Raw genomic sequence first — 22,687 nt, forward strand, 5'->3', positions numbered from 1 at the left:
CGGAAGTTGAGCACACATCAGCCGACCGGAGCCCCGTTCGCCGAGCTGGTCGACCTGGCCTCCCGCGTGCTGGGCGCCGGCGCCGTCGCCACCAGCGACGACACCTTCGCGGCGGCGGAGAACCTGCTGGTCGCGGAGCCGGCCGAGTTCCGTCCGCACACCTTCGGCCACAAGGGCCAGATCATGGACGGCTGGGAGAGCCGCCGCCGTCGCGGCGTCTCGGCGCGGCAGCCGCATCCGACCGACGAGGACCATGACTGGGTGATCGTCCGGCTGGGCGTCCCCGGTGTGGTCCGCGGTGTGGTCGTGGACACCGCGCACTTCACCGGCAACCACCCCGAGTCCGGGTCGGTCCAGGGTGCCTCCGTCCCCGGCCACCCCTCGCCCGAGGAGGTCCAGGCGGCCGAGTGGGTGGACCTGGTGCCCCGTACACCCCTCCGGGGCGACACCGCCCATGAGTTCGAGGTCGGCAGGGAGCGGCGCTTCACCCACGTCCGGCTGAACATCTGGCCGGACGGCGGCGTCGCCCGCCTGAGGGTGTACGGCGAGGTCCGCCCCGACCCGCGCGACCTGGACGGGCTCACCTTCGACCTCGCCGCGCAGGAGTACGGCGGCGTCGCCGAGGCCGCCTCGGACCGCTACTTCTCCTCCCCGCACAACCTGAACGCTCCCGGCCGGGCCGCCGTCATGGGCGACGGCTGGGAGACCCGGCGCCGGCGCGACAAGGCCAACGACTGGGTGCGGATCGCCCTGGCCGGGGCCGGCCGGCTCCTGGCGGCCGAGGTGGACACCACCCATTTCGTCGCCAACGCCCCCGGCTGGGCCGACCTGGTCGGCTACGACGCCTCGGCCGGGGGAGACCCGTCGGCCGACGCGGCCGGCTGGTTCGAGATCCTGCCCCGCACCCGCCTGCAGCCCGACACCCGGCACCGCTTCCGGCTCACCGGGGACCGCCCCGTCACCCACGTCCGGATCAACGTCTACCCCGACGGCGGTCTGGCCCGGCTGCGCCTCACCGGCAGCCTCACCGGAGCCGGCCGCGCGGCCCTCGCACTGCGCTGGTTCAACTCGCTGTCCGCCGCCGAGGCCGAGGCCGCGCTCACCGAGGCCGGACTGGACGCGGCCGAGGCCGGCGCGCTGACCGCCGCCCGCCCGCTCGCGGACGCCGCCGCGGCCGCGCTCGTTCTGGGGCCGGCCGACGGCCCTGACGGTGAACGGTCCGCCCGCCGGCGCTCGGCCCTCGGGCGCCTGCTCGGCGTCTGACCCCTCCCGTACCGCGGGAGCCGATCGCGGCCAGCCCCCGCAGGGCCCCGGCGGGCGCGTTCCGAAGGCTGTCTGCCGGGGTGCGGCGGGCTGCATATGCCAGTCAAGGGGAACCGGCATTGTGCAGGCGAAATTCGCCTCGGCGTGGGCTGTGACACCCCGGGCGTGGATAGTCTGGGGGGATCGCGGCAGGTCCGCGCGGATGGGTGGGATCGCACGTGAAGGGGGCCCTCATGACGGCACGGAGCTGGGGCGACCAAACCACACTCGACCAGGGTGGTCCGAGTCCGTTCGGCCCGCTGCAGCGGGCCCTGCGACTGCTGGAGGCGGTGGACCGCCACGGCGCCGGCGTCACGCCGGCGGTCCTCGCCCGTGAACTCTCGCTGCCCTTCGCCACCGTCCAGGAGCTGGCCGAAGTGCTGGAGCTGGAGGGCTATCTGACCAACCAGGAGGGTGCCTGGGTGCTCGGCGGCGCCTTCGCCCTGCTCGGCCAGTCCAGCCGCAGGCAGCTGCTGCGCAGCAAGCTGGACCGCACCCTGGCCGAGCTGCGCGACGAACTGGGCGCCGCCGTCTACTTCAGCCGCTACGTCGACGGCGAGCTGACCGTGGACGCGGTCGCCTCCGCCGACTACGCCCCGCCGGTCGAGGAGTGGGTGGACCTCCGGGCCTCGGCGCACGCCAGCGCGCTGGGCAAGTGCCTGCTCAGCCAGCTCGACCAGGACGCCCGCCGGGACCATCTCGCCCGGCACCCGGCGGCCCGGCTCACCTCGCGGACCATCACCGACACCGAGCAGCTGATGCACCGTCTGGAGCGCCAGCCCGCCACCGTCCCGGTGCTGGACATCCAGGAGTACTCGATGGACACCGTCTGCGCGGCCGTCCCGGTCACCGCGGGCAGCACGGTCGGCTGCCTGGCCACCGCGCTGCCGGTCTCGGACATCCACCGGCTGCGCGCCGCCGCCGAACTCCTCGCCGAGCGGGCCGCTCCGCTGATGATCGCGATGGCGGTCTGACCGGGCGTCACCGGTACCCGGGGCGTCACCGGTAGGCGAGGAAGACGGAGCCCTGGAAGGCGGTGTTGAGTACGGCGGCGATCACCATGGCGTAGCGCAACTGCGGTGATCGCCAGAGGAATGCGTGTGCCATGGCCACCTCTTCCGGTCTTCCGGGCGGGCGTCTTCCGGTGCCGATCGTGGGTGGGTCAGCCGGGCAGGTGCCACTTCTGGTTGGCGAGGCCGTTGCAGTCCCAGATGCCGAGCTGGTTGCCGTTGCCGGTGCCGAAGCCCAGGTCGTCCAGGCAGCGGCCGGACTGCGGGTTGAGCAGCGAGCCGTCCGGCCGCGGCTTCCACTGCTGGGCGCCGCTGCCGTTGCAGTCGTAGAGCTGCACCAGGGTGTGGTCGGCGGTGCCGCCGCCCTGGACGTCCATGCACTTGCCGAGCGCGTGCAGGGCGCCGTCGGTGGCGACGGTCCACTGCTGGGCGGCGGTGCCGTTGCAGTCGTAGATCTGGACCGGTGCGCCGTTGCCGGTCCGGCCGCCGGCGACGTCGACGCACTTGGCTGCGTAGCCGGTGATCTGGCCCTTGGGGCCGACGGGCGGCGGCGGGACCAGGCCGCCGAAGGCGACCCTGGGGATCGAGGGCTGCACCAGGAAGCCGTTGTGGAAGCCGCAGCCCGTGGTGTAGGCCGTCCCGTCCCCGACCATCTCCCGGCTCCAGACGGACCAGGACTGCAGGACCGGGCCGTTCCAGTACTGGCACTGCGCCATCACCGACCAGGTCTGCCGGGGATCGATACCGCTGCAGGTGCCGACGCCGCTGTCGGCGACGACGCCGGTGGAGCAGCCGGCGGCGGCGGGCCTCACCGCCGATGGGGCGGCCTGGGCGGCCGGAGCGGTCAGGGCGGCCGCAGAGGCCAGCAGTGAGGTCGTCAGGACTGCCGCGGCACGGCGCATGTGGGACGCCCTTTCTGAGTAGTCGTCAACTCATCGTTCTGCCAGGGTTGATGAGCCGATCCCGGCCTCGCCAGGATCGCAGTCGGCTCCATGGGCGTCAACTGATGTGAATGAGAGTTGTGAGATCCATCCATTTCAGCTGGCGTCCCATTCAGCTGGGCCGCAAGGGCGGCTACCCTTACGGGGGCAGGCTGCTGGACCCGGGAGGTGGACCATGGGGGACGACGAGGTGGGAACGCCCTCGCTCGCCGAGAAGATCGAGCGGCTCTTCGAGGTGGTCCGGCGGGACGACCGGGAGCCGTACACCAACGAGGAGGTCGCGCGGGAGTGTCGCCGGTTGACCGGCGAGTCGTTCTCGACCACGTACCTCTGGCAGCTGCGCACCGGTCGGCGGGACAATCCGACCAAGCGGCACCTGGAGGCTCTTGCGCAGTTCTTCCAGGTCCCGGCAGCATACTTCTTCGACGACACGGAGTCGGCGCAGATCGCCAGGGAGCTCGAACTCCTCGGCGCGCTGCGTGATGTGGGGGTCCGTGACGTGGCACTTCGTGCGGTCAATCTGTCGGCCGAGGGGCTGGGCACGATCAGCGACATGATCGACGTCATCGCCCGTCGGGAAGCCGCCCGCCGGGCTGACCTCCCGGGCTGAGCGGCCGGAGGGAGTCCAGGTGCGGTTCGGTCCGTTCCGGCTGACCCTGCCGGGAGCGCGGCGCGGCGCCGCCGCGCCGGACGGACCGGCCGGGGAGGGCTCGCGGCGGCGGGACGTCTGGCGGCGGTGCAGCGAGATCGCCGACTCGCTGACGCTGCCCGACCCGTTCGACGCCGCCGCGTTCATCGCCGCGCTCGCGCACCAGCGCGGACGGCCGATCGAACTGCTCCCCGTCGCCTGGCAGCCCAGTACGCCCTGCGGCCTGCTGGTCACGGCCGACCAGGCGGACTACATCCTGTACTGCGCCGACACCAGCGCCCTCCACCAGCAGCACATCCTGCTGCACGAGGCGGCCCATCTGCTCTGCGGGCACCAGGGCGGGGCGCGGCGCCCGCTCGGGCTGACACCGCATCTCTCGCCCGACCTGGTGCGCAGGGTCCTGGGCCGGACCGTCTACACCGAGCCCGAGGAGGAGGAGGCCGAACTGCTGGCCTCGCTGGTGCTGCACCGCCTCGCCTGGTCAGCCCCCACCGCCCAGGGCCTGAGCAGTGAGCAACTGCGGATCGGCGCGCTGCTCGGTCTCAAGTGCGGCCTCGAAACGGGCGCCGGGTCAGGTGCCGGTCCGGGCACCGGCGTTGCCGGGGAGAGCCGCCGGGACTCCGATGCCGGCTGACCTCGTCCACTACCTCGCCTGCGCCATCGCGGCCACGCTCTGGGTCACGCTGCTCCTGCTGAACCGCGGCCGCGGCCCGGACTCCGCGGTCCGCTACGGCCGGGCCTTCGCGTTCTTCCTGGCGGTGGCCACGGCGCTGCTCGCACCCTCCACCCTGGCCGGGCTGCACCGGCTGGACCCGGAGCTGGACTGGCCCATGCTGCTCGGGGACGAGCTGCGCGGCGCCGCGGTCTACTGCCTCGCCCGGCTGGCCCTGGCCCTCAGGCCGTCCGGGGCCGGTGGCCGCCGGGTCCGCTGGTACCACGCCGCGAGCGTGCTGGCCGCGCTGGGCGCCGTGCCGCTCTTCATCGCGGCCGACTCCCGGGTGCACGGCGGCACCATGCTGATCGCCGAGCCGGGACGGCTGGCCATGGCGGGGTACAACCTGCTGATGACGGGATACACCACGGGATCGATGGCGGTCTTCGTGGTCCTGATCGGCCGGCGCTCCAGGGACTGCGCACAGCCGCTGCTCCGCCTCGGGCTGCACCTGATCGTGCTCAGCGGGATGGCCGGACTGGTCTGGTCGGCCTGGGGGCTCGACGACGTGCGGGCGGTTCTGGTCACCGGCGCGCAGACCGAGGGGGAGGACTCGGTCTCGGTGGTGCTGGGGACCGCCACCACCGCGCTGGCGGTGGCCGGTGCCACCGTCAGCCTCTGGGGCGGGGGACTGGTCTCGGTGCGGCAGCGGCTGTACTCCTACCGCTGCCACCGCCGCCTGGCGCCGCTGTGGACGGCACTCCACGAGGCGCTGCCGGAGATCGCCCTGGACCCGGTCGGCGGCGGCCGCCTCGGCGGTCCGCGCAGTGCGGCCTTCGCCCTCTACCGCCGGGTGATCGAGATCAATGACGCCCAGTTGGCGCTGCGTCCGTACCGCCACCCGGACACCGCCGCCTGGGTCCGCGAGCTCGACCCCGACTGCCGCCCCGAGACCGTGGAAGCGGCGGCCATCGCGGCGGCGGTGGAGTCGGTCCGGGCGGGGTGGCGGCACGCGGCCTGGACGGCGCCGAAGGCGGACGCGCCGGCCGCCGCTTCCACGGCCGCGACGGAGACGGACTGGCTGATCCGGGTCGCCGACGCCTACCGGACCGCTCCCGCGGTGGCCGCGGTCCGGGACCGGATCCGTGCCGAGCTGCGCGGCTGAGTGCCCGTCACGCCGCGGGTCCGGCCCCGGTGGCCGGATTCTTCCGACACGTCGCGGTACTACTGTCGGCCGGTCTTATTAGACTCGATGTCGATAAGAATGCCCGAAACCCTTGTAGGGCGCTCTACTCACGAGTAGGTTGCCGGTAACCACCGCGCCACCCGCAGGTCAGGAGGCTCCCCATGCCCCGCCCCACCGCATCCTTGGCCGCCCCGCCCGCCGTACACGACGCCCTGGTGCTCGAACCCAGGGACGTCCGCTTCGACTGGTCGCGGCTGCCGCTGCACTGGATCCCCGACGAGCCGATGGCCACTCACACCATCAACGTGCTGCACCTGCTGCTCCCCGAGGGGGAGCGCTGGTTCACCCGGGTCTTCAAGGACGCGCTCCCGATGATCAGGGACGAGCAGCTGCGTGAGGAGGTGCTCGGCTTCATCGGCCAGGAGGCGATCCACGCCGAGGCCCACCAGGAGGTCCTCGACCACCTGCTCTCCCAGGGGCTCGACCCGCGCCCGTACGTCCGTCAGATCAACTGGCTGTTCCACCGCATCCTCGGCGAGAGGCCCGGACTGACCGGGTGCCAGCGCCGCGAGAACATCATCGAACGGGTCGCCTTCGTCGCCGCGATCGAGCACTTCACCGCCTTCCTCGGCGACTGGGCGCTCAACTCGCCCGGACTGGACCTGGCCAAGGCCGACCCGACCATGCTCGACCTGCTGCGCTGGCACGGCGCCGAGGAGGTCGAGCACCGCAGCGTCGCCTTCGACCTGATGGTCCACCTCGACCCGGGCTACCTCCGGCGGGTCCGGGGCATGGCGATGTCCGGGCCGCTGCTGGTCCACCTCTGGGTACGCGGGGTCCGCTTCCTGCTCGCCGCCGACCCCACCCTCCAGGGGCGGGTCCGGCCCACCTGGCGCGAGGCCCAGCTGAACTCCAGGCGCGGCCTGCTGCCCGATCCGCTCAAGTCCCTCCGCTCCGGCCTGCGTTACCTGCGCCCCGGCTACCACCCCACCCAGGAGGGCTCCTCCAGCCAGGCCCTCGCCTACCTCGCCGCCTCCCCGGCCGCCCGGGCGGCCGCCACGCACTGACGGCAGGTCAGAACGCCTCGGGGGATGTCGGGGACCGTGCGAGAACTCCCGTATGCCAAGGCACGGCTGACCGCGCGCGGCCGGCCGGGCAGTGCCCCGTCCCGGGGCCGGCGCCGGCCGGGGAGCGCCGAAACCGCCACCGAGGCACACGGACGCCGCGCACCGTCGACCCCGCAGCGCCGCCCCCATCTGTTCAATTCGACCCGGAGCCGCCCGGATGGACCTCAGCACACCGCCGCCCGACCTCTACGGCCGCCCCCGGCCGGACCGCTTCATCCAGCGGCTCACCGCCTTCGGTGACCGCTACAACCCCGCCATGGGCGGCCCGCTGCTCCGCCGCAGTCCCCACCGCGCCGAGCCCCGCCCCACACGGCAGATCCAACTGGTCGTCACCCGGCACGAGTCGGTCGCCGACGACGTGGTCGAGCTGCACCTCGCCGACCCCTCAGGCGCGCCCCTGCCCGGCTGGCAGCCCGGCGCCCGCCTGCTGCTCACCCTCCCCTCCGGCCGCGAGCGCCACTACTCCCTCTGCTCGGACCCCGCCGATCCGCGGCACTACCGCATCGCGGTCCGCCGGATCGCCGACGGAGGCGGCGGTTCGGTGGAGATCCACGACGAGCTGCACGTCGGCGCGCGCCTGACGGCCCGTCGTCCGCGCAACGGCTTCGCCTTCTGCGCCGAGCCGGCCGTCCTGTTCCTGGCCGGCGGCATCGGCATCACCCCGCTGCTCCCGATGGCGCGCGAGGCGGCCCGCCTGGGCCTCGACTGGCGGCTGGTCCACACCGGCCGCACCGCCGGCTCCATGCCGTTCGCGGACGAGCTGCGCGCCTTCGACCCGCGCCGGGTCACCCTGCTCACCGACGACCGCGACGGCGCCCCGACGGCCGAAGCCCTGCTCGCCCACGCCCCGGCCGGGGCCGCCGTCTACTGCTGCGGCCCCGCCCCGATGCTCGCCGCCGTCCAACGGGCGCTGGACGCCTCGCCCGCGCGCTCGCTGCACTTCGAACGCTTCGGGGCCGCACCCGTCCTGGACGGCCACTCCTTCACCGTCCGGCTCGGCGCCGGCGGACCCGAACTTCCCATCCCCGCTGACCGGTCCGCACTCGACGTGCTCCGCGAGATCCGACCGGACCTGCCGTACTCCTGCCACCAGGGCTTCTGCGGCACCTGCAGGCTGCGGCTGCTCTCCGGCACCCCGCAGCACCGCGACCGCCGCCTCACCGAGGAGGAGCGCGCCGCCGGTGCCCTGCTGCCCTGCGTCTCCCGAGCCGCCGAGGGCGAGACACTCGTCCTCGACCTGTAAGGAGCCCGACCCATGCCGCGCTTCCCCTTCGACGACCGCGACCTGGAACGCTTCCGGGAGACCCAGCAACTCGCCTACCACTGCGCCGAGCAGGTGGCCGCCTGGATCGAACCCGGGGTGACGGAGCGCCAGGCCACCGCCAAGCTGCGCCGCTGCCTGGTCGCGGCGGGCGTCCAGGACTTCTTCCACGTCCCGTTCGCCTGGTTCGGCGACCGCACCGCCTTCCGGCACTTCCACACCCCGCTGCAGTTCTTCGCCGGCGACCGCCGCCTGGCCGAGGGCATGCCGTACGTCCTGGACTGCGCACCGGTCGTGGACGGCTACACCGCGGACATCGGCTACGGCGGCAAGGTCGGCGAGAACCGGATCTGGGACCGGCTCGCCGCCGACCTCCAGGTGTACCGGGAGCTGATCCTGCGCGAGGTGCGGGCCCGCAAGCCGCTCGACGAGGTGTACGCCGCGGTGGACGCGCAGATCGCCGCACACGGCTACGACAACCGCCACCGGGTCTACCCGGGCCGGGTGATCGGCCACCAGGTGACCCGGATGACCGCTCGCGGCCCGGCCGGGGTGAACGTCTTCGGCTTCGGCGTGCGCACCCTGCAGACCCTCGGCCGCGAGCTGATCAGCGAGCGCCTGCACGGCCGCTCCCCGCTCTGGGCCGACGGCCGCGCCTCGCGCCACGCACCGACTCCCGGACTGTGGGCGGTGGAACCGCACATCGGCTTCCGCGAGGTGGGCATCAAGTTCGAGGAGCTGCTGGTGGTCACCGAGGACGACGCCTACTGGCTCGACGACGACCTGCCGCACGTACGCCGGTGGGCCCGGCAGAAGGAGACCGCTCGATGAAGAAGCAGCGCACCGTCCGCTCCGGCGGCATCTCCCTCGCGGTGTTCGAGGAGGGCGACCCCGCCGGCCCCACCGTGATCCTGGTGCACGGCTACCCGGACACCCATGTGGTCTGGGACGACGTCGCCGCCGATCTCGCCGCCGACCACCACGTGGTCCGCTACGACGTCCGCGGCGCCGGTGCGTCGGGCGTCCCGCGCTCCCGTGCCGGGTACCGGCTGGAGCTTCTCGGCGCCGACCTGTTCGCGGTCGCCGACGCGGTCAGCCCCGACCGGCCCGTGCACGTGGTGGCGCACGACTGGGGCTCGGTGCAGTCCTGGGAGGCCGTCACCTCGCCCGGCGCCGAGCAGCGGATCGCCTCCTTCACCACCATGTCCGGGCCCTCGCTGGACCACATGGGCCACTGGATCCGCCACCGGCTGCGCAGGCCCACCCCGCGCCATCTGAGGCAACTGCTGGTCCAGGGCGTCCACTCCTGGTACATCACCGCCTTCCACCTGCCCTTCCTCGCCCCCGCGGCCTGGCGGCTCTGGCTGGCCCGGGCCTGGCCGAGGGTGCTGCGCGACCTGGAGTCGGTCACCCCGCGCCCCGGCCATCCGCAGCCGACCCTCAGGCAGGACGCGGTCCGCGGCATCGAGCTGTACCGGGCCAACATGCGGCCCGTCCTGCGCGATCCGCGCGAGCGGCCCACCGAGGTGCCGGTCCAACTGGTCACCCTGGCCCGGGACCACTACGTCGGGGAGTTCCTCTCCGAGGGCCTGGAGCGCTGGGTTCCCAGGCTGAGGCGCCGCACCCTCGACGCCACGCACTGGTCCGCGCTGCTGGAGCGGGGGCCGGCGGTGGCCGGACTGGTCCGCGAGTTCGTCGCCCGGGCCGACGCGGGCGAGGCCCAAAGTCCTTCGGACAACGGACAGTTGGTGGTGATCACCGGGGCCGGCAGCGGGATCGGCCGGGCCACCGCGCTCGCCTTCGCCGAACAGGGCGCCACCCTCGCGCTCGCCGACCTCGACCTGCCGTCCGCCGAACGCACCGCCGAACTCTGCGAGTTGGTCGGCGGCCGGGCCCGCGCCTACCGTCTCGACGTCAGCGACGGCGCCGCCGTGGACGCCTTCGCCCAGCAGGTCGCGGCCGAGCACGGGGTGCCCGACGTGGTGGTCAACAACGCGGGCATCGGCCACTCCGGGACCTTCCTGCAGACCACCGAGAAGGAGTGGCAGCGGGTCCTGGACGTCAACCTCTGGGGCGTCATCCACGGCTGCCGGGCCTTCGGCACCCTGATGACCGAACACGGGCGCGGCGGACACATCGTCAACCTGGCCTCGGCCGCCGCCTACCTGCCCGCCAAGGTGCTCGCCGCGTACGCCACCAGCAAGGCCGCCGTACTGATGCTCTCCGAGTGCCTCGGCGCCGAACTGGCCCCGCACCGCATCCGGGTCTCCGCCATCTGCCCCGGCATCGTCAACACCAACATCACCCGCACCTCCACCTTCTCCGGCACCACCGCCGGCGAGCAGGCCGCGAAGCGGGAACGCGTCTCCAGGATGTACGCCCGCCGGGGGTTCCCGCCCGAGAAGGTCGCCGCCGAGATCCTCCGGGCTGTCCGCACCGGCAAGCCGGTCGTCCCGGTCACCTTCGAGGCCAAGGCCGCACGCCTGCTCGGCCGGCTCTCCCCGGGCCTGCTCCGCCGGGCCGCCCGCCTCGACATCGGCTGAGCACGGCCCGCCGGCCACGGGGTTAGGATCGAGGTCCATGGAGATAACGACAGCTCTGTGGTCCTTCGCCCTCGTCGTGGGGCTGCTCACCCTCACCCCGGGGCTGGACACCGCACTGGTCCTGCGGACCGCGGCTCTGGGGGAGCGCCGGGGTGCCTGGGGCGTGGTGCTCGGCATCCAGACCGGCACCCTGATCTGGGGCACCCTCAGCTCGCTCGGGATGAGCGCCCTGCTCACCGCCTCCCGGCTGGCCTACGAGACGCTGCGCTGGGCGGGAGTCGCCTACCTGCTCTGGATGGGCGTCCAGATGATCCGCCGAAGCGGCGCCCCCGCGCCCGAGGAGGAGACCCGGGCCCAGACCGGCGGGCTGTTCGCGGGCTGGCGGCGCGGGACGCTGACCAACCTGCTCAACCCCAAGGTCGGGGTGTTCTACGTGGCGGTGCTGCCGCAGTTCATCCCGGCCGGGGCGCCGCACCTGGCGACCGGTGTGCTGCTCACCTGCGTGCACGTGGTCGAGGGGGCGCTCTGGTCGGCGGTCCTGGTCGGTTTCGCCCAGGCCCTGCGCGGCTGGCTGAGCCGGCCGAACGCCCGCAAGATCATGGACCGGATCACCGGAGCGGTCATCCTCGGCTTCTGCGTCCGCCTGGCCGTCTCCGACTGACGAGGAGTCGGCCGCGCGGTCGGCGCCCCCGGAGGGGCGCTGCCGTCATGCCGCGTGGACGCGGGGTACGGACCCGGGGCCGCCGTCGGAGCGGGACAGGTCGTGGTGGATGGGGCCGTCGCCACCGGAGAGCGGGAGGCAGCCGCCGCCCCGGCGGTGGGCGACGATCTCGGCGGCGACCGAGACGGCGGTCTCCTCGGGGGTGCGGGCACCGAGGTCCAGGCCGATCGGTGAGCGCAGGCGGGCGATCTCGGCCTCGGTGAGCCCGGCCTCGCGGAGCTTCGCCTCGCGGTCCCGGTGCGTGCGCCGCGACCCCATCGCGCCGACGTACCCGAGCGGCAGCCGCAGCGCCCGCTCCAGCAGCGGGACGTCGAACCTGGCGTCATGGGTGAGCACGCACAGCACGGTCCGCCCGTCGATCCGCTCCAGCTGCGAGTCCAGATAGCGGTGCGGCCAGTCGACCACGACCTCGTCGGCCTCCGGGAAGCGCCGCCCGGTGGCGAAGACCGGCCGGGCGTCGCAGACCGTCACGTGGTACCCGAGGAACTTGCCGATCCGTACCACCGCCGCCGCGAAGTCGATCGCCCCGAACACGATCATCCGTGGCGCGGGGACGTACGACTCGACGAAGAAGACGGCCACACCCCGCCCGTCCGCATCGCACGGACGCCCGTCCGGTCCGAGGACGAGCTTCCCGGTGCGCCCGGCGTCGAGCATGGCCCGGGCCTCGGCGACCAGGGCGCGCTCCAGCACGGCGGTGGTGCCGGGCGCGGGCGAGAGCGACCCGTGGTGGGTGCCGGCGGTGACGGCGACGGTGGCGCCGAGCAGCCCGGCGGGGCCGTCGACCACCCGGGCGAGTGCGACCGGCGTACCCGAGGCGATGTGGGCGATGCCCGCGTCCAGCCCGGGATCGGTGCCCGGCGCGATCGGCTGGACGAAGACGTCCAGGACGCCGCCGCAGGTCAGGCCGACCGCGAAGGCGTCCTCGTCGCTGTAGCCGAAGCGTTCCAGGACCGGCGTGCCAGAGGCGATGGACTCCCGGCAGAGCTCGTACACCGCACCCTCGACGCAGCCACCGGAGACCGAGCCGATCGCCTCGCCCGCCGCGTTCACGGCGAGCGCGGCCCCGGGGTCGCGCGGCGCGCTGCCCGAGACCCCGACCACGGTGGCGACGGCGAAGGAGTGCCCGGATGCGTGCCAGCCCTGCAACTGCTCGGCGATGTCCTGCACGTCCGGGCTCCTCATGCGTGTCGGGGACGGGAACGGGGTCGACAGGAATAGATAAGCGGATCATGGCACCGCCGTGGTGCGGGGGGTGGGTACCCGGCACCACGGCGGGCGGCGCCGGGTCCTGACGCGCGGTCAGAGGGTGCCGGTCAGGTGCTCGGGCCGGACCGGGATCCGGTTGAGCGCCAGGCCGGTCGCGTTGCGGATCGCGGCGACGATCGACGGCGTGGCCGAGACGGTGGGGGCCTCGCCGACGCCGCGCAGCCCGTACGGGGCGTTCGGGTCCGGGAGCTCCAGGATCTCCACCGGGATCGGCGGGGTGTCCAGGATGGTGGGGATCAGGTAGTCGGTGAAGGAGGCGTTGCGCACCTTCCCGTCGCTGACGATGATCTCCTCCATGACGGCCAGCCCCAGCGCCTGGGTGCAGGCGCCCTGGATCTGGCCGACCACCGCGAGCGGGTTGACCGCCTTGCCGACGTCCTGGACGGCGGTCAGCTCGACCACCCTGACAAGTCCGAGCTCCACGTCCACGTCGACCACCGCGCGGTTGGCGCAGAAGCTGTACTGGACGTGGCCGAACCCCTGCCCGGTCTCCCTGTCGAACGGCTGGGTCGGGCGGTGGCGGTACTCCCGGGTGAGGTCGATCGCCTCGTTACCGAGCAGGTCGGCGACGGAGACCAGCACGCCCTGGGACTCGGAGACCACCTTGCCGTTGACCAGCGTCAGATCACTCCCCGTCCACCCGTAACGGCGCCGGCCCTCCTCGAACAGCGCCTGCCTGACCGCCTCGGCCGCCAGCTTCACCGCGCCGCCGGTCATGTACGTCTGACGCGAGGCGGAGGTCGAGCCGGCCGAGCCGACCTCGGTGTCGGCCGGGCGGATGGTCACCTGCTCGACGCCGAGCTCGGTGCGGACGATCTGGGCGTGCACGGTGACGCCGCCCTGACCGACCTCGGCCATCGCGGTGTGCACCATGGCGACCGGCTCGCCGCCGATCACCTCGAGCCGCACCCGGGCGGTGGAGTAGTCGTCGAAGCCCTCGGAGAAGCCGACGTTCTTGATGCCGACCGAGTAGCCGACGCCGCGGACGATGCCCTCACCGTGCGAGGTGTTGGACAGCGCGCCCGGGAGCTGCCGGATGTCGAGGTCGTCGAGGTCCAGCGGCGGGGGCAGCGGCATGTCCTTGACCCGCCGCAGCAGCTCGGCGACCGGGGCGGGGGAGTCGATCCGCTGTCCGGTGGGCATGTGGTCGCCCTCGGCCATCGCGTTCAGCCGGCGCAGCTCCACCGGGTCCATGCCGAGGGCGTCCGCCAGCCGGTCCATCTGCGACTCGTACCCGAAGGCGGCCTGTACCGCGCCGAAGCCGCGCATGGCTCCGCAGCTCGGGTTGTTGCTGTAGAGGGCGAGCGCCTCCATCCGCACGTTGGGGATCACATAGGGGCCGAAGCCCAGTGAGGCCGCGTTGCCGACCACGGCCGGCGAGGAGGAGGCGTACGCGCCGCCGTCCAGCACGATCCGGGCGTCGGCGAAGACCAGCCGGCCGTCCCGGGTGGCCCCGTGCTCGTAGTGCAGCTTCGCCGGGTGGCGGTGGACGTGGCCGAAGAAGGACTCGTCCCGGGAGTAGACGATCTTGACCGGCCTGCCGGTGTGCCGGGCCAGCAGGCAGGCGTGGATCTGCATCGACAGGTCCTCGCGGCCGCCGAAGGCGCCGCCGACACCGGCCAGGGTCAGGCGGACCTTCTCCTCCGGCAGGGCCAGCACGGGTGCCATCTGCTTGCGGTCCACGTGCAGCCACTGGGTGGCGATGTACAGGTCGATGCCGCCGTCCTCGGCGGGCACGGCCAAGCCGGACTCCGGGCCGAGGAAGGCCTGGTCCTGCATGCCGACCTCGTAGTCGCCGCTGACGATGACATCCGCCGTGGCACGGACCTCGTCGCTCACCCCGAGGCCGGAGACCAGCTTCTGTGAGTGCACGATGTTGCCCCGAGCGTGCGCCCGGTACTCGTGCGGCTCGTGGACGTAGCCGTACCTCTCCGGATCGAGGCACTGCTCCTCGGTGACGATCGGGGTGAGCACCCGGTACTCGACCTTGATCTTCTTCACCGCGCGGCGGGCCGTCTCCGGGTGGTCGGCCGCGACCAGCGCGATCGCCTCGCCGTGGTAGCGGACCTTGTCGATGGCCAGCACTGGCTGGTCCTGGATCTCCAAGCCGTAGTACTTGGAGCCCGGGATGTCCTGGTGGGTGAGGACCGCGTGGACGCCGGGGACCTTGAGGGCCTCGGAGACGTCCACCCCCAGGATGTCGGCGCGGGGGTGGGGCGAGCGCAGCGCCGAGCCCCAGAGCATGTCCTCGTGCCACAGGTCGGAGGAGTACGCGAACTCGCCCTTGACCTTCAGCGTGCCGTCCGGGCGCAGCGGCGAGCCGCCGACGCCGTCCCTGCCCGTCTGCCGGATGTCCTGGAGGTTCTTCTGCCCCCGGATGGTCCGGGTGGTGCCCGGTCCGCCCGCCCGCGCCTCGCCGGTGCGGCGGGTGCTGTGCCGGATGGTCCGCCCGCTCATTCGCCACGCCCCTCGGCAGCGCACTTGCGGGCGGAGGCCAGCCGCACCGCGTCCATGATCTTCTCGTAACCGGTGCAGCGGCACAGGTTGCCCGAGAGCGCCTCGCGGATGTCGGAGTCGCTGGGCTGGGGGTCCTGCTCCAGCAGCGCGTCGGTCTGCACCAGCAGGCCGGGGGTGCAGAAACCGCACTGCACGGCACCGGCGTCGACGAAGGCCTGCTGGACCAGGCCGAGCTCGCCGTCGTCGGCGGTCAGGCCCTCGACGGTGCGGACCTCGCGGCCCTGTACCTGGCCGGCCGCGACCAGACACGAACAGACCGCGACACCGTCCAGGTAGACGGTGCAGGAACCGCACTCGCCCTGCTCACAGGCGTTCTTCGAGCCGGGCAGACCGACCCGCTCGCGCAGGACGTACAGGAGGCTCTCGCCCTCCCAGACGTCGTCCGCCTCCACCGGTCTGCCGTTGGCGGTGAACGTGACCCTCATGCCGCACTCCCGATCTGCTTGCCGTAGTCGTTCCAGGTCCAGGTGAGGGTGCGGCGGGCCAGCACGGCCAGTGCGTGCCGCCGGTAGCCGGCGGTGCCCCGGACGTCGTCGATCGGGGAGGCGGCGGCCCTGACCAGCTCGCCGAACCGCTGGACCACCTCGGTGCCGAGCGGCTCGCCCGACTCCCACAGGCCCCGCTGCTCCAGTTCGCCCCGCAGGTACTCCTCCGCCTCGACCGCGCGCCGCGGCGTGGGGGCGGCCGAGCCGATACCGGTGCCGACGGTGCGGCCCCTGGGGTGCAGTGCGAAGCCGAAGGCGCACACCGCGATCACCATCGCGTTCCGGGTGCCGATCTTCGAGAACTGCTGCGGACCGTCCGCGACCGGGATGTGCACCGCCCGGATCAGCTCGTCGGCCGCCAGGCAGTTGCGCTTCACCCCGACGTAGAAGTCGTCGATCGGGATCATCCGGGTGCCGCGCACGGAGGCCGCCTCGACGAACACGTCAGGTCCGGCGGCCAGCAGCGCGGGGTGCGAGTCACCCGCGGGCGAGGCCGCGCCGAGGTTGCCGCCGACGCCGCCGCGGTTGCGGATCTGCGGGGAGCCGACGGTGCGCGCCGCCAGCGCCAGGCCGGGCAGCGGCCCGGACAGCTCGTTGATGATCCGGGTGTAGGTGACCGAGGCGCCGAGCCTCACCACGTCGCCCTCGACCGACCACCGGTCGAGCTCGCCGATGCGGTTCAGGTCGAGGATCGCGGACGGCCGGCGGAGGTCGAAGTTCAGCTCGACCATGACGTCCGTGCCACCCGAGACGGGCAGCGCGGTCGGGTGCTCGGCCTTTACCGCGAGCGCCTCGTCCCAGGTGGCGGGCCGAAGGAACTCCATGCGGGTGTCTCCTCAAGTCGTCGCCGGCCGGACCGCGGGCACAGTGCCCATCGGCCGGTGTCCGGACCGTGCCCACCGTCCCCTCGCCGGGCGGTGAGCCCAGGTCACCGGAGTGTGTCCGGCGGCGTGTGGCCAGTGAACCGCTGGACCGGGCGCACTGGCAGTCACCGATGGCATGAAGCCCCTGCCCTGCTCCTGCCGGACATCCTGTACGTTCCTCTAAGGCGGACAATTGCCCTGTACAGCGGCGTGCCCACCGCTACCTACGACCGTAATCCGGCCGTGACCGCCAAGTCACGGGTCCGTGACCCGGGTGTCGGTCGGGGGCGCACCGGCCGAACGGTCCCGGGCACCCTGTGGGCCCCTCACCACCACACAGACGAAGGAGTCTGCGGATGCGCGTCCGTGACCTGCTTGCCCCCGGGGCCCCGCGGCTGCGGCTGCTCGCCGCCGAGGAGGAGCTCGACCGGCAGGTCGGCGGTGTCATGACCACGGACCTGCAGGACCCCGGCCGCTACCTGCACGGTGGTGAACTGGTGCTCACCGGCATGCTCTGGCGGGGCAGACCCGAGGACTCCGAGCGGTTCGTGCGGACCATCGTGGCGGGCGGCGCGGTCGCCCTCGCGGCCGGTGAGGCCGAGGTCGGGCCGATCCCGGAGGACCTGGTGGAGGCCTGCCGCCGCCACCGGCTGCCGCTGCTCGCCGTCCCCGACGACATCGCCTTCAGCACCCTCACCGAGTTCATCGGCCGCCAGGTCTCCGCCGACCGGGCCGCCGACCTCGCCGCCCTGGTCGACCGGCACCGGATGCTGGTCTCGGCCGCGGGCGGGGGCGGCCTGGACGCCGTACTCGACCTGCTGGGCGGCGATCTCGACCTGGACTGCTGGGTGCTCGCCCCCACCGGACGGGTGGTCGCCGGACCCGCCGACCGACTCCCGGCCCCGGACCGCGACCAGCTGGTACGCGCCCACCTCGCCGCCCAGCACCAGCGCCGCCGCCCCCCGCACCGGGCCCGCCTGGCCTCCGGCTCCTACTCGCTGCTGCCGGCCTCGGCCACCCCCGAGAGCGGCTCGCCGCTCGCCGACTGGGTGCTCGTGGTGGCCGGTGACGTGACCGAGTGGACCACCAAGCGCCAGCAGCTCGCCGAGAACCTGGCCCGGCTGGTGGCCGCCGAGCGCACCCGCCGCGACGAGGGCCGCCGGCTGCGCCGCCGGCTGGCCGACGAGATGCTGACGCTTCTTCAGGGTGACGCCGACCCGGCCGAGATCAGCAGGACGCTGTACGCCTCCTCCGCCATGGCTGCCCGGTATGACGGCCCGGATCCCACCGCCCTTGCCGCGGAAGGCAGTTGGCTGGTGCTCAGTGCCGAGGGCACGGGTCTGCCCGAAGGGGCGGTGCGGTCGGTCCTGGAGGAGGCGCTCACCGACGCCACCGACCTGGCCCTGGTGTCCGGTACGGGCACCGGTGCCGTGGTGGTGCTGCCCGCCCCGGAATCCGCCGTCCCCGCCGAGGCGTTGGGCGAGCTGCTCGCCCCGCTGGAGGCCGGACTCGGCTCCGAGGGCCGGATCACCCTCGGCGTCTCCGCCCCCGCCTCGGAGGCCGGCGGGCTGCGCGGCGCCCTGGAGGAGGCCAGGCACGCCCGCCGGATCGCCGCCGCGAGGGTGGGCCGGGTCTGCGTCGCGGGTCCCGAGGAACTCGCCTCGCACGTCCTGCTGTTGGCCGCGGTCCCGGACGAGATCCGGCGTGCCTTCCGAAGCCGTCTGCTGGACAAGGTGATCGCCTACGACCTCGAGCACCAGGCCGACCTGGTCCGCACCCTGGAGGCGTTCCTGCGCTCGGACGGTTCCTGGACCCGCTGCGCGGCCGGGCTCCACGTCCACGTCAACACCCTGCGCTACCGCATCGGCCGCATCGAGGAGTTGACCGGTCGCGACCTCTCCCGCCTGGAGGACCGGGTCGACTTCTACCTGGCCCTCGAACTGGCCTGAGTCGTCGGAGTGATGCCCCGCGCGGGAACGGCCCCCGCTGCGGGGGCCGGGCACCCCTGGCTGAGCCCGTTCCCCCGAGGGACCGTCAGGGGGCGACCCGGAAGCCGAACTTCTGCCCGGCGGCCGCCTTGGCCACCTCGGCGGCCGCCGCCGCGGAGCTGTCCACCCGCCAGTCCGTCGGCTGCTTGCTGCCCGGCCACTGCCTGAGCAGGTCGTACCAGACCAGTCCGATCAGGCCGTCGCTCGCGGCCGCGCCCGCGAACAGGTCGTCGATCTGGGCGACCTTGCGCGGGCCCTCCGCGACCCCGGTCTCGGCGATCAGCAGGGGCTTGGCGGAGAAGGACCTGACGGTGCGGATGGTCGGGGTGAACAGGGTGCGGTAGTCGCTGCCGTCCTGCGGGCCGTAGTAGCCGATCAGGCCGACCCAGTCGAGGTAGTCGTCACCGGGGTAGTACGGGCGGATCGCCGCCGGGGTGCCGGAGTCGGTCACATGCGGGGTCCAGACCCAGATCACGTTGGTGGTGGCCTGGTCGCGGAAGACGTCGTGGATGTGCCGCCAGGCGGCGACGAAGTCCGCCGGACTCGCGTGGCCGGGCCCCCAGGCGGTCCAGCCGCCGTTCATCTCCGGTGCGAAGCTGATCACCAGTGGTCCCTGGTACGAGCGGACCTGCTGGGCGAACCGGGTGAGGTAGGCGTCCTCGCCGCCGGAGGCGATCCGGGTGAGCGGCGCCTGCTCGGGCACCCAGGTGAGCATCGGCACCTGGCCGTTGTGCCACAGCTTGGTGTTGCCCGCGGGGTCGAAGTCGTCGCCCCACTCCTGGTAGTACTCGCGGATGTCCGGCTGGTGCCCGGCCTTGGCGCCGAACGAGTTGACCGGTGCGAGATCGCCGACCGCCCCGTCGGACGCCACGCCGAACAGCCGGCCTCCGGGCGTGCGCAGGGCCGACGCGTCGTAGGGAGGGGCCGAAGGGGAGGCCGCGGGGCTGGTGGCCGCCGGACCGCTCGCCGGAGCCGCGCCGCCGCCACTGCACGCCGCGAGGAGGAGCGGTGCGGCGACGGCCAGGGCGACCGCGCGGTGGGTCCGGGGTCCGCGGGCGGCGAGAGCGCTTCTGATCAAGGGGGGCCGTTCCTGAGCGGGATGGTTCGGGCCGACTTCATCGGCGGGTTCCGGGCATCCTATGAGGTCATCCGATGAGCGGGAAAAGTGTCATGTTCCAGGAGGAATTGCGATCAGGTCACAAGAGCTGGCCAGATCCACCCAAATCGAACATTGATGCAGATTCCGCTGACGAATGTGCACTACGGTCCTCCCTGGCAGCAGAACCGCGACTCCCAGTTCCTTTGGAAAGGCCCCGCCCTCGGTGGCAGTACCACTTCTTCGGCCCGAGCATCCCGAGCCCGGGCCGGCCGTCCCGACCGCAGGGCACTCCCCGGTCTTCGTCGACCAGTCAGGCAGCCGCGGGCGCAGGCTCCGCGGCTTCGGCTGGCTGATCGGCCTGGCCAGTGCCATGGGCGCGGCGGCACTCAGCAGCAGTCTCATCGGCCTCCAGTCCCAGGCACCCGCACTCCAGGTGCCGCCCCAGCCGTCCAGCACCATCGCCGGCCCCCGGCCGAGCGCCACCGGCCTGCCTGCCGTCTCCCCCTCGCCGATGGGCAGTCCACCGCCGGCCTCCGGTTCGCCGGCCGCCACCGGTCCCGCGGCCATGGCCACCCCGCCCGCCGGCAGCGCGAAGCCGTCGGCGGGAGCGGGCCACTCCCAGAGCCCGGTGCACTCCCAGAGCCCGGTGCACTCCCAGAGTCCGTCCGGCGGAAGGCCGACCGCGACGGCGCCGCACCCGAGCCGCTCGCCCGGCGCCGTGACCGGAACCCATACGGCGAAGTCCTAGACCGACCGGCGACAGCTCTCGCCTGGACATCGCGCGCTGCGCTCTCTTCCCCCAGCCTCCGGCCGGGGGACCCCCTCCTTCACCCACGCTCCCTGTTGCCGGTCGGTCGCAGCCCGCACTCCACCCCAGATTCACCGACCTCACCCACGTTCCGGATCCAGGTACACACATGTCCCGCCATCAGCGACGGCGGCAGTCGATTCTTCGGCCGCGCCGGCTCGCCGCCCCGCCACTGCGCTTCTTCCTGCCGGTGTCCTTGCTGGTCTGTCTGCTCGCCATGCTGGTGCTGCGCGGGATGGCCACCAACGAGGTCTTCCACGACGCCCGGATCGCCGTCTCGGTCGACAAGACCACGGTGCCGCCGAACCTGCTGACCGGTGGTCCGATCATCGACGCCCGGGGTCCCAGGAACGACCACCCGGTGAGCTACTCCGTCCCGGACCACACCGTGGTGCTGAGCTTCGACGACGGCCCGGACCCGGTGTGGACGCCGAAGATCCTCGATCTGCTGGCGGCCCACCACATCCACGCCACCTTCTTCGTCACCGGTTCGATGACCGCGCACAATCCGGACCTGATCCGGAAGATCGTGGCCGGCGGGCACGAGATCGGGCTGCACACCTTCACCCACCCCGACCTGGCGCTGCAGTCCAGGAGCCGGCTCGGCTGGGAGCTCGGCCAGACCCAGCTGGCCCTGGCCGGGGTCGCGGGCGTGCACTCCTCGCTCTTCCGCCCGCCGTACTCGTCCACCGCGGACGCGCTGGACGACTGGACCTGGCCGGTGACCAAGGACGTCGGCAAGCGCGGCTACCTCACCGCCTTCATCGACTCGGACACCGACGACTGGAAGCGCCCCGGTGTGGACGCGATCGTCAAGACCGCGATGCCCAAGGTGCCGGGCAAGGGCGAGCTGGTGCTGCTGCACGACGCCGGCGGCGACCGCTCCCAGACGGTGGCGGCGCTCGGCCAGATCATCGACCGGCTCCAGGCGCAGAACTACCGCTTCGCCAGCATCGGGGAGGCGCTCGGTGCCTCCGACACCATGGTCCCGGTGCACGGCTACCAGCTCTGGGCGGGGAAGGCGTTCATCCTCTGCACCCAGATCTCGGTCACCGTGCTGCCCTGGCTGATCGGGCTGCTGGCGGTGGTCGGTGCGCTGGTCTTCGCCAGGTTCGCGCTGATGCTGGTGCTGGCCACCCGGCACGCCCGCCGCTCGCGCCGTCCGGACTTCTCCTGGGGCCCGCCGGTGACCGCGCCCGTGACGGTACTGGTCCCCGCCTACAACGAGCGCGAGTGCATCGCCAACACGCTCAACTCCCTTGCCGCCAGCGAGCATCCGATCGAGATCATCGTCATCGACGACGGATCGACCGACGGTACCTCCGACATCGTGGAGGAACTGGCGCTGCCCAACGTCCGGTTGATCAGACAGCCCAACGGGGGCAAGTCCACCGCGCTCAACAACGGCATCGCCAACGCCTCCCACGACATCGTGGTGATGATGGACGGCGACACCGTCTTCGAGCCGTCCACCGTACGGGAGTTGATCCAGCCGTTCGCCGACCCGGGCGTCGGCGCGGTCGCCGGGAACGCCAAGGTCGGCAACCGGGACACCCTGATCGGGGCCTGGCAGCACATCGAGTACGTGATGGGCTTCAACCTCGACCGCCGGATGTACGACTCGCTCAACATCATGCCCACCATCCCCGGGGCGATCGGAGCGTTCCGCCGCAGCGCCCTGCTCCAGGTCGGCGGGATGAGCGACGACACCCTGGCCGAGGACACCGACATCACCATGGCCATGCTCTGCCAGGGCTGGCGGGTCGTCTACGCCGAGCGGGCCAGGGCCTGGACCGAGGCCCCGGCCAGCATGCAGCAGCTGTGGTCGCAGCGGTACCGGTGGAGCTACGGCACCATGCAGGCGATGTGGAAGCACCGCCGGGCCGTCCTCGACCGGGGCCCGGCGGGCCGCTTCGGCCGGGTCGGCCTGCCCCTGGTGGTGCTCTTCGGCGTGCTGGCCCCGCTGCTGGCCCCGCTGATCGACCTGTTCCTGCTGTACGGGGTGTTCTTCGTGGACGCCCCGGGCACCCTGGGCGCCTGGGCCGCCGTGCTGCTGCTCCAGGGCGGTCTGGCCTGGTACGCCTTCCGGCTGGACGGCGAGAAGCCCTGGCACCTGGTCACCCTGCCGGTCCAGCAGGTGGTCTACCGGCAGCTGATGTACCTGGTGCTGCTCCAGTCCTCCATCACGGCGGTGACCGGCGGCCGGCTCCGCTGGCAGAAACTACGGCGCACCGGCGAGGTCGCGGCGCCGATCGTGGAGGTCTGA

The 22,687-nt window shown here is 72.9% G+C and carries 19 protein-coding genes; 13 read left to right on the forward strand and 6 right to left on the reverse strand.

Annotated elements, in window-relative coordinates; genetic code table 11:
- Positions 1-6: 6 nt before the first annotated feature.
- Both alc and ACSMTC_RS30395 read left to right on the forward strand, forming a co-directional pair.
- A complete protein-coding gene (gene alc / locus ACSMTC_RS30390; RefSeq protein ID WP_436562928.1) occupies positions 7-1,263 on the forward strand; it encodes an allantoicase in 1,257 nt (418 codons plus the stop codon).
- Between the two features lie 233 nt (positions 1,264-1,496).
- The gene (locus ACSMTC_RS30395; RefSeq protein ID WP_436562929.1) at positions 1,497-2,276 is read left to right on the forward strand and encodes an IclR family transcriptional regulator; all 780 of its coding nucleotides are present in this window, start codon (positions 1,497-1,499) and stop codon (positions 2,274-2,276) included.
- A 188-nt stretch (positions 2,277-2,464) separates the two neighbouring features.
- Here ACSMTC_RS30395 and ACSMTC_RS30400 read toward each other — a convergent pair whose 3' ends face one another.
- Entirely contained in the window at positions 2,465-3,214 is a 750-nt protein-coding gene (locus ACSMTC_RS30400) for a ricin-type beta-trefoil lectin domain protein (protein ID WP_436562930.1), read from the reverse strand.
- Positions 3,215-3,428: 214 nt separating this feature from the next.
- Here ACSMTC_RS30400 and ACSMTC_RS30405 point away from each other — a divergent pair, with 214 nt between their 5' ends.
- From ACSMTC_RS30405 to ACSMTC_RS30440, 8 genes are all read left to right on the forward strand, one after another.
- Positions 3,429-3,863, forward strand: coding sequence for an XRE family transcriptional regulator (locus ACSMTC_RS30405; RefSeq protein WP_436562931.1), 435 nt, complete (start codon positions 3,429-3,431; stop codon positions 3,861-3,863).
- A 19-nt stretch (positions 3,864-3,882) separates the two neighbouring features.
- Positions 3,883-4,536, forward strand: a complete 654-nt coding sequence (locus ACSMTC_RS30410; RefSeq protein WP_436562932.1) for a ParH-like protein — start codon at positions 3,883-3,885, stop codon at positions 4,534-4,536.
- Positions 4,526-5,719 carry an MAB_1171c family putative transporter gene (locus ACSMTC_RS30415; protein WP_436562933.1) on the forward strand — a complete coding sequence of 398 codons (1,194 nt, stop codon included), beginning with the start codon at positions 4,526-4,528 and terminating at the stop codon, positions 5,717-5,719. Before ACSMTC_RS30410 ends, ACSMTC_RS30415 begins: the two co-directional genes overlap by 11 nt.
- 182 nt (positions 5,720-5,901) lie before the next feature.
- Positions 5,902-6,807 (forward strand): metal-dependent hydrolase, encoded by a 906-nt coding sequence (locus ACSMTC_RS30420; protein WP_436562934.1) that lies wholly within the window; start codon positions 5,902-5,904, stop codon positions 6,805-6,807.
- Positions 6,808-7,024: 217 nt separating this feature from the next.
- Positions 7,025-8,110, forward strand: a complete 1,086-nt coding sequence (locus ACSMTC_RS30425) for a PDR/VanB family oxidoreductase (protein WP_436562935.1) — start codon at positions 7,025-7,027, stop codon at positions 8,108-8,110.
- A 12-nt stretch (positions 8,111-8,122) separates the two neighbouring features.
- A complete protein-coding gene (locus ACSMTC_RS30430) occupies positions 8,123-8,959 on the forward strand; it encodes a M24 family metallopeptidase (protein ID WP_436562936.1) in 837 nt (278 codons plus the stop codon).
- A complete protein-coding gene (locus ACSMTC_RS30435; protein ID WP_436562937.1) occupies positions 8,956-10,671 on the forward strand; it encodes an SDR family oxidoreductase in 1,716 nt (571 codons plus the stop codon). Before ACSMTC_RS30430 ends, ACSMTC_RS30435 begins: the two co-directional genes overlap by 4 nt.
- A 37-nt stretch (positions 10,672-10,708) precedes the next feature.
- A complete protein-coding gene (locus ACSMTC_RS30440) occupies positions 10,709-11,332 on the forward strand; it encodes a LysE family translocator (RefSeq protein WP_436562938.1) in 624 nt (207 codons plus the stop codon).
- 45 nt (positions 11,333-11,377) lie between these two features.
- Here the strand turns inward: ACSMTC_RS30440 and ACSMTC_RS30445 are convergent, their stop codons facing one another.
- The 4 genes from ACSMTC_RS30445 to ACSMTC_RS30460 form a co-directional block, all read right to left on the reverse strand.
- Complete coding sequence (locus ACSMTC_RS30445) at positions 11,378-12,562, reverse strand: XdhC family protein (RefSeq protein ID WP_436562939.1); 1,185 nt, start codon at positions 12,560-12,562, stop codon at positions 11,378-11,380.
- Positions 12,563-12,694: 132 nt separating this feature from the next.
- Positions 12,695-15,118 carry a xanthine dehydrogenase subunit D gene (gene pucD, locus ACSMTC_RS30450; RefSeq protein ID WP_436562940.1) on the reverse strand — a complete coding sequence of 808 codons (2,424 nt, stop codon included), beginning with the start codon at positions 15,116-15,118 and terminating at the stop codon, positions 12,695-12,697.
- Complete coding sequence (locus ACSMTC_RS30455) at positions 15,115-15,603, reverse strand: (2Fe-2S)-binding protein (RefSeq protein WP_436562941.1); 489 nt, start codon at positions 15,601-15,603, stop codon at positions 15,115-15,117. The genes pucD and ACSMTC_RS30455 overlap by 4 nt, the downstream gene beginning before the upstream one ends.
- Positions 15,600-16,487 (reverse strand): FAD binding domain-containing protein, encoded by an 888-nt coding sequence (locus tag ACSMTC_RS30460; RefSeq protein WP_436562942.1) that lies wholly within the window; start codon positions 16,485-16,487, stop codon positions 15,600-15,602. The genes ACSMTC_RS30455 and ACSMTC_RS30460 overlap by 4 nt, the downstream gene beginning before the upstream one ends.
- 395 nt (positions 16,488-16,882) lie before the next feature.
- Here ACSMTC_RS30460 and ACSMTC_RS30465 point away from each other — a divergent pair, with 395 nt between their 5' ends.
- On the forward strand, positions 16,883-18,475 hold the full coding sequence (locus tag ACSMTC_RS30465) for a PucR family transcriptional regulator (RefSeq protein ID WP_436562943.1): 1,593 nt from the start codon (positions 16,883-16,885) through the stop codon (positions 18,473-18,475).
- 85 nt (positions 18,476-18,560) lie between these two features.
- On the opposite strand, the gene ACSMTC_RS30470 is transcribed toward ACSMTC_RS30465, so the two are convergent.
- On the reverse strand, positions 18,561-19,592 hold the full coding sequence (locus ACSMTC_RS30470; protein ID WP_436562944.1) for a glycoside hydrolase family 26 protein: 1,032 nt from the start codon (positions 19,590-19,592) through the stop codon (positions 18,561-18,563).
- A 244-nt stretch (positions 19,593-19,836) separates the two neighbouring features.
- Between ACSMTC_RS30470 and ACSMTC_RS30475 the strand changes: the two genes are divergently transcribed.
- Positions 19,837-20,361 carry a hypothetical protein gene (locus ACSMTC_RS30475; RefSeq protein ID WP_436562945.1) on the forward strand — a complete coding sequence of 175 codons (525 nt, stop codon included), beginning with the start codon at positions 19,837-19,839 and terminating at the stop codon, positions 20,359-20,361.
- Between the two features lie 169 nt (positions 20,362-20,530).
- The gene (locus ACSMTC_RS30480; protein ID WP_436562946.1) at positions 20,531-22,687 is read left to right on the forward strand and encodes a bifunctional polysaccharide deacetylase/glycosyltransferase family 2 protein; all 2,157 of its coding nucleotides are present in this window, start codon (positions 20,531-20,533) and stop codon (positions 22,685-22,687) included.

This window comes from Kitasatospora sp. HPM-01-4 (assembly GCF_051374625.1).
Taxonomy (GTDB): domain Bacteria; phylum Actinomycetota; class Actinomycetes; order Streptomycetales; family Streptomycetaceae; genus Kitasatospora.